This window comes from Synechococcus sp. HK01-R (genome assembly GCF_014217855.1).
In the GTDB taxonomy this organism is placed as follows: domain Bacteria; phylum Cyanobacteriota; class Cyanobacteriia; order PCC-6307; family Cyanobiaceae; genus Synechococcus_C.
Genome location: NZ_CP059059.1, coordinates 765,015 through 778,628 on the forward strand (window position 1 = coordinate 765,015; position 13,614 = coordinate 778,628).

Genomic DNA, 13,614 nt, shown 5'->3' on the forward strand with positions numbered 1-13,614 from the left:
CGGCGCTACAGCTGGTGTGGAGGATGGCAATCGGGTTTGCGAAAAACGCATCACAATGGCCTTAACGGTCTTGCAGCTCTGCGTTGAAATCCTGAAAATGGCAAGGAGTCAGTTGGGAAACCGACTCTGAGCGTTGACGGTGGTGACACCTTCTCCTAAATATTGGACGCACTCCAACGTTCTACAAACCAGTGGTTGCTCCTCTCCCTTCGCAAACCATCACCGGAACCTCAGCTGCTGACATCCGCGCGTCCACTCCCGGGACCAACGCGCTGGTTGAGACGTTCCAGGCTGGCGACACCATCACTCTGAACAACGAAGGCGATTACGCCCTGAGTGGTGATGGCGCTGACGTCATTCTGGTGGGTGGCACGGCTTCAGTGAGCCTCTCCAACAGTGTTGTGGCTGGCTTCGGTCAAGACACCATTTCGATTGGCTCGGCTGCTGGCAGCCTTGCTTCAAATGATGCTTACCTTGCAGGCAATCAAGGTAATGACTACATTACTTTAACTGCTGCTGCAGCAACTTCAACCTTTAATGGTGCCTTCATCGGTGGTGGTCTGAATAATGACACTATTTCGTTGACCAATGTTTCCAGCTACATCAATTCATCCGTCAAAGGTGGTGATAACGGCGATAGTATTGTCATCGTATCCGGCTCCAATGTCAGTACTATTTTTGAAGGCAATAAGGGCGCGGATACAATTCGTTATGGCGCTACAGCCGCTACGAACGGTTCGCTCGGTGGTGGTGCAGGACATGACACCATCACGATTGGTACTGCGGCTGCAGCAGTCGTTTCTTGGATTAATGGTGGGGCAGGTCTTGACTCGATCTTGATTGATACGGGCTCTTCCTTCTCAACTCTCGCAGGTGGTGGATTGGCCGATACAATTACATTTAGAGATGATTTCTTGGGAGGTGTTATCTATGGTGATGGTGTCGGTGTAACCTCCTCAGGGTCGGGTAGTGCAGGAACAGCCGACGGTGCCGATCGGATTACGGGTATCGATATAACCACCGGTGCAACCATCTACGGTGCGGGCGGCGCTGATACGATTCGTTTTAATGAATTCACTGGTGACTCAGCTGCCGCCTTCATCGATGGTGGTGATGGAGCAGATCTCCTGACTCTCGCAGATATTCTCGCTAGAGCCGGTACGGCGAACATTGTTACCATCTCCGGTGGTAAGGGTGCTGATACTATCACCCTTACAACTGCGGCTGCTGGTGCTCTCCTAAATGGGGGAGAGGGCAATGACACAATCTTTGCAGACGCGGGAAGTGCACTGTCTATTAACGGTGGCGCTGGTACTGATACGATCGTCTTTGTAAGCACAACAGCAACTAGCGTCACCGGTGGTGATGCTGCTGACATCATTACGTTTGGCACGGCTGTTGCTTTCACTGCGGGGACCAACAATCTCGCCAATGCTGCAACTATTGATGGAGGAAATGGTTCCGACACTATTTCCCTCCAAGCCTTCACAACATCTGGTCAAAGTATTGCTGGTGGTGCTGGTAATGACAGCATTCGCCTCGGAACTGCTTCTGACAATACCGGCCTGGCTTGGGCTTCAAACGGTACAATCAACGGCGGAGCCGGCGTTGATAGCATTGTTTTGTCGGCAAGTGCTGGTGGTGGTGTTGAGGCAACAACCGCTTTGACCAAAGGTGTAGCAAGCATTGCTTATGAATCTGGTGACGTTATCGTTCTTGCGTCAACAGCAGCAAGCGGTAATGCACTGAATGGTGCTGTCTACGTTGGTGATAGCGCTATCGGCATCTCTGCTGTTGGCACTCTGTCTGCTGGTACCCTCGCTGTATACAGTGATGGCACTGATTCCTTCTTTGCCTTCAAGACCAATGATGCTAATTCTGCGGTTATTTTCCGAGTAACTGGTGCTGATCTTGTGAGCACTGCGGTCCAAAATGCTATTACAACTACTGCGAATGTCAGTTTCTCGATTGGTGGATCAGCTGATACTGGTATAACCATTACCCTTGCCTGATCTTCCTCTTATAATCACTTTTTGGGGAGCTTCGGCTCCCCTTTTTTTTTTATGGAGACATGGTAACATTTGAATCTAATTTAAGCTCAGACCTTCTTCCTATTTGTGAAAACCATGCAAAACTCATCCCCCGAAAAAATGCTGTTTGCGAATCAGCAGACAGCTAAATCAGCGATGGGTCATCGTTATTTAGGTCTAGATTGGAAGAAGATCGAAAATCGGCGTGAGTTGTGCCGTTTAGCTGAAGAAGAAGAACCATGGAGGGTTAAAGCCGAAAATTTTTTATTACTGCCCCAAATGCTTCCCTCCTCTGATCAAACTGCCAAGATCTATGATGACCTGAATATTGGATTTGAACTGGGTGATGGAATTGAGCAATATATAGATGTGCATGGCAAGGATCCCCACCTTTTGCGTCCTTTATTGCAACTAAGACAGGTGGTAGCTGATCAAGGCTTTGATCAAAATGAAAGTGTCACGACGGCTGACCATCTTAGTCCGTATTTTCTGATTGCATTTGGAACGGGAGATGGCAGAACACTTCGCTCGTTGATTAATCACTACAGGCCATATCATCTTGTCATTGCTTTGGCTGACTGGCATGACTTCGCTACAAGTTTCTGGGAAATTGACTGGCAAGAAATTTCTGCCCGGCAAGAAATAAATGGTAAAGGCAAGATTACTATAGGATGTTACAAAGACAGTAACGAGCTTCTGGGATTTCTGCTCAGCGAGTGTCACGCTGGTATTGATCATGCTTTACTCTATCTTCCTCCAAAGGGTGGATGCGATCCGCAAACAGCTCTGCTTCGTGAGGGGATAACAAAAGTGGAGCTAAGTAATAGTATTTCTTATTTGGGTTACACTATCGATGAGCACAATATGGTGTGGAACACCTGGCAGACCCTGTCCCGTAAACCCCGCATCTTTCGTCAGCCCCAAAAGCCAATGGGAGGACGCATGGTGGTTTGCGGGAGCGGACCAAGCCTTGATACCAACCTTGGTCATTTGCGGGAGCTCAGTCGTACTCATTGGATTACGGCGTGTGGGTCCAATATTCGAACCCTCAAGATGAACAATATTCGTGTGGATTTTTTAGCCTTGGTTGAGCGTGAGGATTTGGTTGCTCTGGATATGGAAAAAGTTGTAACTGAGCTCGGTAGTGGTCAAACGCGTTTGGTAATGTCCTCTACCTGTCATCATCAGTTACTCAGTCTCTTTGCTGACAGCATGGTGTTTTTCAGGCCAGCGCTTACTCCTTTGGCTCTATTTTCGAATAGTCCAGCAGAAGTTCTTAATTTTGAGGGGCCGGAAACGATCAACACGGGTGTTGCCCTTGCTGCCGCTCTCGGCATGGATGAATTGGTTCTGGTTGGTGTCGATCTTGGTGCAAGGACCCTGCAAAAGCTGCGCAGTGATGAGGCTCAAGGCTGGTCTGCGCGTGATCTGGATTTGGAAGCGCCAGCAAATTTTGGTGGTACTGTCTTTACCTCAAGACTGTTGCGTGATTCACGCATGTCTGTGGAGGCGTGTCTGCGTTGCTATAAGCAACTGAAAGTATTCAACGCCAGTGATGGTGCGGCGATCGAAGGTGCTCAAGCTCAGCTGGCCATAGCGCGTGTCCAATCTTGCATCGATGTTCCACCCCTGGAATCCTTTGAAGACTCGCCTCTTGGGCAGTGGTGGATTAGCTCTGCGCGATACACACCACAGCGTTTTGTTTCGTCCTGGGCCAGTCGTCGCCCTAGAGCGGAAGTGGCTGCTTTAGTTACTTCTTTGAAAGGATTGTTTCGTTCACAGGAGCTTTGGAATCCTGTTGTGATTCAGCAGATTACGCGATTGTTGGCCTTAGATGTTCCGCCTGCTGTGCAATTTCCACGGCGGGTGTTGCGTAGTACGATCCACAAACTGGTGATCGCTGTGAATCGGCAGTTAATGGTGATGGCTGCGGATCCTCAGAAGATGGCTGGATTTGAACGTGCCGCCCGTCGCATCCTGGCTGATCTGCTCAATCCACTCGAGGATGAGCTCTACGCCCTCTGTGATGCGGTTGAGGATTTGCCAGTCCAGCCATGCGAGAATGCACTTTCGGAGAAGGAGTTTGTGGTCGATGCCTGACCTTGCCGGACAGACGCTACAGCGCAATCGCCTCTGGTTGGCTCAGGCCGCTCCGGCGCTTGCTGCTGAGCTCAGTGATGAAGCGGTGAATGGGATCACGTTGCGTCAATGCAGCATCGATGCTGATGGCGATCAGGCCGACTGTGATCTTTACTTCGCAGACGAACGGGCTCTCGAGGGATGCAACCAGACCTTGGCTGCACTGTTGAGTCAGCAGCTCAAGCGCACCGATGGTGTGGCGATGCCCAGGCCACTGCGCTCCTCATCTCTCGAGAATGCTTCGGAACCGGGCTCCATCCTTGCGGAGATGGTGAACAAACACCGAGAGGTGCTTCTCGACCATCTACCCGCCATCCCTGCTTCAGATGCAGTGCTTGGTATCCAAAAGCCGCCCTATCGCAATCTGGTGATTTTCGGCAGCTTGATGCTGGTGCCGTTGTTGCCCTATCTGCAGAGCCTCCCCAACAGCCCCTGGATCAGCCTCACCCTGATTGAAGATGATCCCAAACAGCTCGCGGCCACCCTTTCGCTGATCAACCTTGAGGCCCTGGTGGATCTGTGTCGATCGCAGGCGATCAGCCTCACCTTGCATATGGACGAGAGCAAAACCAATCTCCAGGATCGACTTTACACCCAGCTCAGCAGCGACAATCCCACCTTGCTCTATGGCTGGCAGACCCTGCGTAGCCCCGTGCGCTCGCCGGTGCTGATGGAGTTGCACAGCTGGTTGCATGCCCCAGAAGGTGCGGCCCAGCATGTTCTGGGCTTGCTCGGCTTCGCCACCGATGAGATCAATCAGACCCATCAGGCTCTCTGGAATGCCCTTACGCAGAAGCCCTTGAGGGTGTTGGCGCCTGAGCAGCTAAGAGCCGACGTGCCCGTTGTATTGGTTGCTAGTGGGCCATCCCTGGATGATCAACTCACTTGGTTACGTGAGTATCAGCAGACTTTGAATCTGGTGGCAGCCGGTAGTGCCCTTGGTGCCCTGTTGCGTGCAGGGATTCGCCCAGCAGCGGTTGTGTTTCTTGAGAGAGATTCAGAGGTTTACGCAGTGCTTTGCGATCTTCTTGCTGATGGCTTTAGTCTTGATGGCATCACCTTGTTGGCCAGCTCTACAATTGATCCTCGTGTACCGGCGCTGTTTTCTCAGACAGCTTTCTTCCATCGCCCCGTGGCGGCTGCTACCGGCCTGTTCCCTAACGACCAGTCCGCCACCTTGCCGGTGTGCGGCCCCCATGTAATCAATGCCGCTCTCGAGGCGCTGCTCTGTCTGGGCAGCCGGCAACTGCTGCTGGTGGGGGCCGACTTTGCGGCCCGGCAGCGTGATTACCCTCGTGCTGAGGGTGCTCTCGGTGAATCGCCGCGTGAGTTCACGATTCCAGTTCGCGGCAACCTTGGCCGCACCGTGTTTTCCGAACCCGGCTTGCTGCATACCGGCTACCTCCTCAATCGAGTGATCGTGTCGACCCCCCAAGCTCAGGTGTGGCGACTTGGAGAGGGAGCCGTGCTCGAGGCGGCCCAAACGGTGAAAAGTTCCACTGAGCTTGCGCAGCGTTTCGGTAGTGCGCCGAATGCGCTCGCTGCGGCGCTGCAGGAGCTGCCCTCGACCAGCTTCAGCCGCGATGATTGTTCCGGTTTTTTTGATTTGGTGGAGACTGATCTGCAGGCTTGGGCCGAGGAGCTCAGTCAAGCGGCAGAGGTTGCTGAGGGTTGGTCGCGCCCCCTGGCCGAGGCGATCGCACCGCTGCTGCAGCGTTTGCATGACGGGGATTCGCGGCAGCGCCGTCTGCTTGCTCAGTTGTTGTGCCAGCCGTTGTTCTTTTCGGCGATGTCTATGCACGACGCGCCCTCCGGCGATCAGAAAGTCTTCGCTCATGCCCGCCACCAGTTCCTCGCCAGCGTGCAGCTGATGCAGGCGGTGGTGCGCCAATGGATTGCCGTGATGCGCCCATGGCTTAGAGCGCCGCAGCTCCCACTCTGGGATCCAGAATGGATCCGCAGCCGCTTTTGCAGATCAGTAGCTTAAGGTTTGCCTTTAAAGATTATCAACTATCATGTTACCCCTCCCTCCCACTCGTACGGTTCAATACCATCATCGCGTTGCAGATGTGATCATTTTTAGTCGCTCAGATTTTGATTCTTTAGGAAAACTATCTCAATCAATGATTGATTGGCTACTTCTTAATCAAAATTGCTTCTTCGCTTGACTTTCAGGAAGTCAAGCATTATGATAAATCATTTCCTTTCGGCTTTTGGTTTTATGACTTTAGATTCTTCGAATCAGTTAAAGCTTCATTCTAGTCGTCAAGAGCAACTAAGCAAATCAACGCAGTATATACAGTCGTTTTTGAATAACCTAGATCAATCGACAGCGTATCAAGTAAGCCCATGTCCAACTTGTAGTAGCATAAAAGCGAATATCCTGTTCGAAAAAAACGGTGGTCAATACGCCTTTTGCACCCATTGTGAACACGTATTTTTGGCTAAATCACTTAAGCCTGGTCATTTAATTGATTTTTATTCTAATTATCCAACATCGAGTCTCGATTGGCATCAAAATGAATCCGATTTCTACATTAAAATTTATAATTCTGGTCTTGACATGATTGATTTGGATCATAAGTCAGCCAAGCTTTTAGATATTGGATGCTCGGGTGGCTTGTTTCTTTCAATGACTGCAGATCGTGGTTACGTTGGTTTTGGAGTAGAGCCAAATGCAAAAGAGCCTTTATATGCTAGAGAACATGGTATTAATGTTGTCGGAAAAACTATTTATGACCTTTCCGTTCATGAAAAATATGACGTCATTACGATGTGGGATGTGCTGGAGCATATTGATTCGCCAGTTGACTATATTCAAAAATTAAAGCACTATCTTAGCCCAGGTGGAGTTATTTTTGTCCAGGTTCCCACCTGCGACTCTATAGCCGCCAGAATTATGAGGGAAAAATCCAATATGTTTGATGGCATAGAGCATCTAACCCTATTTAGCAATAAAAGTTTAGATTTATGCTTCTCAAGATCTGGTTTCATTAAATTAAATACTAAGAGTGTTATCTCCGATGTTTTTGCTTTAAAGAATTACTTGTTATATGAAGCAGATCCTTACTTGCCATCCAGTTCAACGCCCAGCCATAGCTTTACTGATCTAATTAATTTTGACGCGATCGAAGCCAATTCTTCCGGCTATAAAATTCAAGCTTGTTATCAGTTGCTGCCATGAATCACATTTACTATTGCAAGAGATGCTTGTATCCATCAAGTAAGCCAGATTTGTGGTTCAAAGATGGAGTCTGTGGAGCTTGTCATTCTTTCGATAAAAGATCCCATTATGATTGGAAAAATGGACCTCAAGTATTACGAGAAATCATACATCAAAATAAGGTCAATCCTTCATATGATTGTATTGTGCCTGTCTCTGGTGGGAAAGACAGTACTTATCAAGCATGGAAGCTCTTAAGGGAAGGTTATAACCCGTTGTGCGTTACAGCGCCAACAGATCAGTTGACTCCTTTAGGACGAAAAAACATTGAAAATCTCAAAACATTAGGTTGTGACTATATTGAAATTTCAGTTAATCAGCAGGTGCGAAATAAGATAAACCGGCATGCATTTTTTAATGTTGGCGATATTCAGTGGCCCGAGCATGTGTTAATATACACTATCCCTGTCCACGCTGCTGTATTATTCAAAATTCCTATCATTGTTTGGGGAGAATGCCCGCAACGTGAATATGGTGCCGGAAAGCCCGAAGACGCGACCTTAAAATATTTTGACCGAAGAGTATTGGAGGAGTACGGCAGTCTTAATGGGTTGAGAGTATCAGATTTGCTCAATATCGATGGTATAAATGCAAGAGACTTGTATTTCTATGAGTATCCTGCGGCAGATAAGGTTGAAGAACTGGGAATCAAGGGTTTGTATCTAGACAACTATTTTCCATGGAATGGAATTTCAAATGTTACAATAGCCCAATCAATCGGTTTTCAGACTTACCATGAACCAATTCTTGGAACAATTGCTAATTATGAGAATCTCGATAATTATGTTCACGGTATTCATGATTACTTAAAGTATTTAAAGTTTGGTTTCGGAAGAGCTACCGATGTGGCTTGCAACTTAATTCGTCGCAATCTTTTGATGCGTGATGATGCCATCGATCTTGTTGCCAAAAACGACGGCTTATTCCCAAGTCACTATATGCATAAGTCACTTGAGGAGATATTGAATGCATACAATATTTCAATGCAACAATTTAGCGACATATGCGATGAATTTACTAATTATGATTTGTTTCAAACTACTCCTAGCGGTGAATTGATTTTGCGCCCTGACGGGTCGCCTCGTTTGCTAGCCGATTTTTCTTGCGTCAGCAATTAGGGATGTAGATATGATTAAAATAGTTAATTTTCCTTTTTGCAATATTTCCAGTGTCTTGCGTTGTCTCGATAATCTTGGAGTTGACTTTTCTGTTTTGAATAATTCTTCCGAGATTAATTCGGATGATATTGTTGTTTTGCCTGGTGTTGGAACGTTTCAAGAAGGCATGAATTTTCTACGCCAGAATGGTTATGTCCCAGCTTTGACTAATCATGCGCTTTCAGAAGGCAGGATTATTGGTATTTGTTTAGGCATGCAGTTGTTGCTTTCAAGGAGTGAGGAAAGCCCGTGCGTAAGTGGGCTTTCACTTATCCCTGGCGCGTGTTCACAATTGCCCGCTTGCAATGATTTCCTGGTTCCACATATAGGTTGGAATAGTATTAGCCACAATCCTTTATGTACTGATTCTTTTGCCTTTTTGGGAAGTGAATCTTCGTCACTTTATAGTTCAAAGGATTTCTACTTTGTGCATTCTTACGTGGCGTGTGCGGAAAATCAGAGCTCTGAAATGTTTTATTTTGATCATCCACGCGGGCGCATGGTTGCAGCTTTGTGTAATTCGAATACCGTTGGTTTTCAGTTTCATCCAGAAAAAAGTGGTCCAGCAGGCTACGAGTTGCTTCTGCGATTTTTACGATGAAGAAGCGAATCATCCCCTCCATTCTGTTAAAGTCTGGGTCTACAAATGCATGTTTGTCCCATCAATTTTCTCCTTGGAGAACTATTGGTACCCTTGCTCAGCAGCTCAAGCTCCACGTCTCGCGTGGCTGTGACGAGCTCCTTGTCATCAATCCTTATCATGCGTCCGTTGCTTCTTCACCTTTAACTTCTCGACTTGTTAAGCTCATAACTAAAAATACCGATATTCCGGTGGGGTATTGTGGCGGAATTATCTCGACTCAAATTGCCGTACAATCCATTAATGAATGTTTCGATAAAGTTTTTGTTACGAGAGCTTTTCTCGATGATGACAATAGCTTGCCTGCTATGGTATCTGTTCTAGGTACCCAAAGTGTCGGTGTTTGCTTGCCGTACGCTTGTGATCGCTCAACTGGAGAAAGGTTTGTATGGGACTTTAGGCGCCAATCTTTTTTGCGTACTCATCCATTGGAATTTTACATTAGGAAGGCCTCATGCGAGGGAGCAGGGGAAATTTTGCTTTACAGTGTTGAAAGAGATGGGTCTATGAAGGGTTTTGACGAAGATATTTTGCCTGTTTTAGAGCGCTTGCGCGTTTCACGGCCTTTGCTTTTGGGGGGTGGTGCAGGTAAGCCTAAGGATTTTGTTTCGGTTTTAAAGTCAGATTATGTTCAAGGAGTAGTTGCAGCCTCGATTTTCTCTTTAACAGAAGAGACTCCGAGAACACTTCGTGATTATTGCTTGAATGCTGGCATTCCCATGAGGCGAGCCTAAAGTTGAACTTGAGATATTGTGGCTAGTATGGACTTATGCGTCATTCCTGCACGTGGTGGCAGCAAGCGTATTCCTCGCAAAAATATTCGCGACTTTTGCGGTAAGCCAATAATTGCATGGTCGATTGAGGCCGCTCATTCCAGTGGTTGTTTCGATCGTGTCGTTGTTTCGACTGATGATGATGAAATCGCTAATGTGGCTAAGCGGTGGGGTGCTGAAATCCCCTTCAGAAGATCTGTAGAGTTGTCAGATGATTTTGCGGGGACTATCCCGGTAATCGTCCATGCTGTGGAGTGGTGCATAAATCAGGGTTTAAATCTTGATTCAGTTTGTTGTTTATATGCTACGGCGCCTTTTGTAGATTCCGGGGATATTGCAAAAGGTCGAGAATTGTTGAATACTGCTTTGCCTGATCGGTTTGTTTTTTCTGCCACTACCTATTCTTCCCCTATTCAGCGGGCATTGCGATTGGATCCGTTGACTGGCCAAGCTCATATGTGGCATCCAGATCAATTTTTTAGAAGGAGTCAAGACCTCGAACCTGCATATCATGATGCTGGGCAGTTTTACTGGGGCCGAGCACATGCATGGCTTCAGGTTTCAAATCTATTTGAAGGAAGTGTTCCGCTGCTTCTTCCGCGCTGGCGTGTGCAAGATATTGATACACGCGATGACTGGACTCAGGCCGAATTGATGCGAAGAGCTCAGTCTATTCAATTTATTGATTGAAATGAAAATCGTCCTTGTTGTTGCCGCCCATCCCGATGACGAAGTGCTTGGCTGCGGTGGCACTATCGCCCGCCACGCTGATGCTGGTGATCAGGTGCAGGTGTTGATCGTCGCGGAAGGAGCGACCTCACGTCAGGGGCAGCGCAATCGCCAGCAGGCCGGTGATGAGCTCTCCGTGCTCGCCCAGGCTGCACAGGCGGCCGGTTCGATTCTTGGGGCGGCAGGTGTTGAGCTGTTGAATCTGCCTGATAATCGTCTCGATTCCCTTGACCGTCTTGATCTGATCAAATCGATTGAAGAGCGCATTGCTCGGCATCAGCCCGAGGTGGTGTACGTGCACCATGCCGGTGATGTGAATGTGGACCATCGGCGCCTGCATGAAGCGGTGGTCACCGCCTGCCGGCCCACACCAAGACACTGTGTGCGTCGGCTGCTCAGCTACGAGGTGGCCAGCAGTACGGAGTGGCAGCCCCCTGGCTCAGCCCCGGCCTTTCAGCCCAATTGGTTCATCGACATTTCGGCCCAGTGGGAACGTAAACGCCAGGCTCTCGAGGCTTATGCCGCTGAGATGCGGCCCTGGCCGCATGCCCGCTCGATCAATGCCCTGGAACATCTGGCCCACTGGCGCGGCGCCCAGGTGGGCGTGGAAGCTGCGGAGGCGTTCTGCCTCCTGCGGCAGTTGGTGTGAGCAGCTTCGATGACTGTTCTTCGCCAACTTGATCGCTTCCTGCTCTCCAGCGCCTTCGGCAAAACCCTGCTGGGGCCTATCGATACCACAGGCGCAGCCGTGCTGCTGGGTCTCCCGGCTGATCCGCAGCCTTCGCCACTGCTGGTCGGTCGCATTACTCTTGTTTTATTGGTTGTCTGCGGCACGTGGTATGGAGTCCGACGTTCCGAGCTGGAGCGAGCTGCGAGCGAGGCACGCAGCCGAGATTTCGAGAATCGATTCGAAGCTCTCATCGATGAGGCAACAGACCGCGTTGTTGAGAGAGCAGAACGCGCTGAGGAGGCAGCAGTTGGAGCGCTTCGATCGAGCCTTTGTGGTCTTGAGGCGCAAGCTGCGGGCGCAGACGTGGCAGCCTCTACCACCGCTCGCGCCTATCTCGCCCTCCTCGAAGGAGAAGGCCTGACGGTCAGTCCGGCAGATCCTGCTGCTGGTTCCGAAGCTGAGGAACCGTTGGCATGACCCCCATTCTCATCCGCTGCGACGCCTCCCTCTCAATCGGCAGCGGCCATGTGATGCGCTGCCGCACCCTGGCGCGGGAGCTGCAGCGCCGCGGGGCGCAAGTGTCCTTTCTCTGCCGGCGCCAGCCCGGTGATCTGATCAGCCTTCTGGAGCAAGAATTCACCGTGCTGCCCCTGCCAGAGCTGCCGCTTTCGGCTGCCGAAGGATTGCAGGGTCGCGAGCTTTATGCCGCCTGGTTGGGCTGCAGCCAGGACCAGGACTCCGCCGATTGCCTGCAGTCCCTCGCTCAAGCAGGTATCACCAGCGCCAGTTGGCTGGTGGTGGATCACTATGGGCTGGATTCCCGAGGGGAGAGCCAGCTGCTGGCGGGCCTCTCCGGTGATGGCGAAGCTGCAGCCCGGTTGCTCGTGATCGACGATCTGGCCGATCGCCCTCACCAGGCTGATCTGCTGTTGGATCAGAACTTCTTCGGGGCGGAGACCGAGACGCGCTACGTGGGCCTGGTGCCAGAGCATTGCCGTCAGCTTCTGGGGCCTCACTACGCCCTGTTGGGGCCTGAATACGCCCAGTTGCATCCGCTGGTGCCACCGCGCACGGATCTGCGGCGCGTGCTGGTGTACTTCGGGGGAGTCGATCCGGACAATCTCACGGGCCGGGCCTTGGAGGCGCTGCTGGCCCCCGAGCTCGCTCACCTGGTGGTGGACGTGGTGCTGGGCTTGCAGTCGCGCCATCGCCAGGCTGTGGCCGAGCTGGTGGCCCGTCGACCCCACACCACCCTGCACGCTCCTCTGCCCAGCCTGGCCGGCCTAATCGCGCGTGCTGATCTGGCGATCGGAGCTGGCGGTGCCACCACCTGGGAGCGGGCCTGCCTGGGCTTGCCGAGTCTGGTGGTGGCGATTGCTGACAACCAGCTGCCTTTCGCCCAGGCCCTTGATCAGGCCGGCCAACTTCAGTTACTTGGCGATGCGGGGAGCGTGTCCGTTGAGCAGATCTCCCAGGCATTGCTTGCGGTTCTGCAGGATCCCTGGCCCCGTGCCTGCGGCGATGGCCTCACCGATGGTAGGGGTGCCGCACGGCTGGCTACGACGCTACAGGGTCCCCAGCTGCCGATGCAGCTGCGACCTTCTACAGCCGCCGATGAAGACCTGCTGCTGCGCTGGGCTAACGACCCTGATGTGCGCGTTAACAGCTTCTCGCCTTCGCTGATCGCCCCGGCTGATCATCAGCGCTGGTTCCAGGCTGGTCTTTCGGATGCCCAGCGCCTCCTGTTGATCGCCAACGACGCCAATGGCTGCCCGCTGGGCCAGATCCGCTTTGATCGCCAGCCTCCGGGCAGTGGCAGTGGACCAGTTGAGGCGCAGATCGATCTGTCGTTGGATCGCTGCGCTCGAGGTCATGGGCTGGCCACTGAGCTAGTGCGTCTGGGCCTGCAGGCCATGGAGAGGCACTGGGGCCCGGCCACGGAAGCTGTGGCTGAGGTGCTCGACGGCAACACCGCCAGCCAGGCGACCTTCGCCCGCGCCGGATTTGTGATCGACTCCATCCCGGCAGACCTCCCCCCCTCGTCTCGGCCTGCGACGCGGTGGCGATGGCGCCCAGCCGCATCACCTTGCTCAGTGATGCCTCCAGCTGGCTCAACGCTTACCTCCCCCGGCTGATTGAGGCTCTCTGGGCGCGAGGTCACTCTCTGCGCTGGGGCCATCATCCAGCCCACCTGGCGGCAGGAGATGTGTGCTTTCTGCTGAGTTGCGGCCGCCTGCTCAGCCCCGAGCAGTT

Annotated in this window: 11 protein-coding genes; all 11 read left to right on the plus strand. The window is 51.4% G+C overall.

All coding sequences use genetic code 11. The features are described from left to right. Positions 1-191: 191 nt before the first annotated feature. The 11 genes from H0O21_RS04000 (at position 192) to pseG (ending at position 13,496) form a co-directional block, all read left to right on the plus strand. Positions 192-2,012 (plus strand): calcium-binding protein, encoded by a 1,821-nt coding sequence (locus H0O21_RS04000; RefSeq protein WP_185190466.1) that lies wholly within the window; start codon positions 192-194, stop codon positions 2,010-2,012. A 114-nt stretch (positions 2,013-2,126) separates the two neighbouring features. After that, positions 2,127-4,130, plus strand: coding sequence for a 6-hydroxymethylpterin diphosphokinase MptE-like protein (locus tag H0O21_RS04005; protein WP_255441182.1), 2,004 nt, complete (start codon positions 2,127-2,129; stop codon positions 4,128-4,130). Then, positions 4,123-6,156, plus strand: coding sequence for a 6-hydroxymethylpterin diphosphokinase MptE-like protein (locus tag H0O21_RS04010; RefSeq protein WP_185190468.1), 2,034 nt, complete (start codon positions 4,123-4,125; stop codon positions 6,154-6,156). The genes H0O21_RS04005 and H0O21_RS04010 overlap by 8 nt, the downstream gene beginning before the upstream one ends. Positions 6,157-6,333: 177 nt before the next feature. Further along, positions 6,334-7,353, plus strand: coding sequence for a class I SAM-dependent methyltransferase (locus tag H0O21_RS04015; RefSeq protein WP_185190469.1), 1,020 nt, complete (start codon positions 6,334-6,336; stop codon positions 7,351-7,353). Further along, the gene (locus tag H0O21_RS04020) at positions 7,350-8,510 is read left to right on the plus strand and encodes an N-acetyl sugar amidotransferase (protein ID WP_185190470.1); all 1,161 of its coding nucleotides are present in this window, start codon (positions 7,350-7,352) and stop codon (positions 8,508-8,510) included. Before H0O21_RS04015 ends, H0O21_RS04020 begins: the two co-directional genes overlap by 4 nt. Positions 8,511-8,520: 10 nt before the next feature. Next, positions 8,521-9,150, plus strand: coding sequence for an imidazole glycerol phosphate synthase subunit HisH (gene hisH / locus H0O21_RS04025; RefSeq protein ID WP_185190471.1), 630 nt, complete (start codon positions 8,521-8,523; stop codon positions 9,148-9,150). Then, positions 9,147-9,923: a HisA/HisF-related TIM barrel protein gene (locus H0O21_RS04030; RefSeq protein ID WP_185190472.1), complete on the plus strand. Its 777-nt coding sequence runs from the start codon at positions 9,147-9,149 to the stop codon at positions 9,921-9,923. Before hisH ends, H0O21_RS04030 begins: the two co-directional genes overlap by 4 nt. A gap of 27 nt (positions 9,924-9,950) precedes the next feature. Beyond that, positions 9,951-10,652 (plus strand): pseudaminic acid cytidylyltransferase, encoded by a 702-nt coding sequence (gene pseF / locus H0O21_RS04035; RefSeq protein WP_185190865.1) that lies wholly within the window; start codon positions 9,951-9,953, stop codon positions 10,650-10,652. 1 nt (position 10,653) lies between these two features. Then, the gene (locus H0O21_RS04040) at positions 10,654-11,340 is read left to right on the plus strand and encodes a PIG-L deacetylase family protein (protein WP_185190473.1); all 687 of its coding nucleotides are present in this window, start codon (positions 10,654-10,656) and stop codon (positions 11,338-11,340) included. Between the two features lie 9 nt (positions 11,341-11,349). After that, positions 11,350-11,838 carry a hypothetical protein gene (locus H0O21_RS04045; RefSeq protein WP_185190474.1) on the plus strand — a complete coding sequence of 163 codons (489 nt, stop codon included), beginning with the start codon at positions 11,350-11,352 and terminating at the stop codon, positions 11,836-11,838. Next, positions 11,835-13,496, plus strand: a complete 1,662-nt coding sequence (gene pseG, locus H0O21_RS04050) for a UDP-2,4-diacetamido-2,4,6-trideoxy-beta-L-altropyranose hydrolase (protein ID WP_185190475.1) — start codon at positions 11,835-11,837, stop codon at positions 13,494-13,496. The genes H0O21_RS04045 and pseG overlap by 4 nt, the downstream gene beginning before the upstream one ends. Positions 13,497-13,614: the final 118 nt, after the last annotated feature.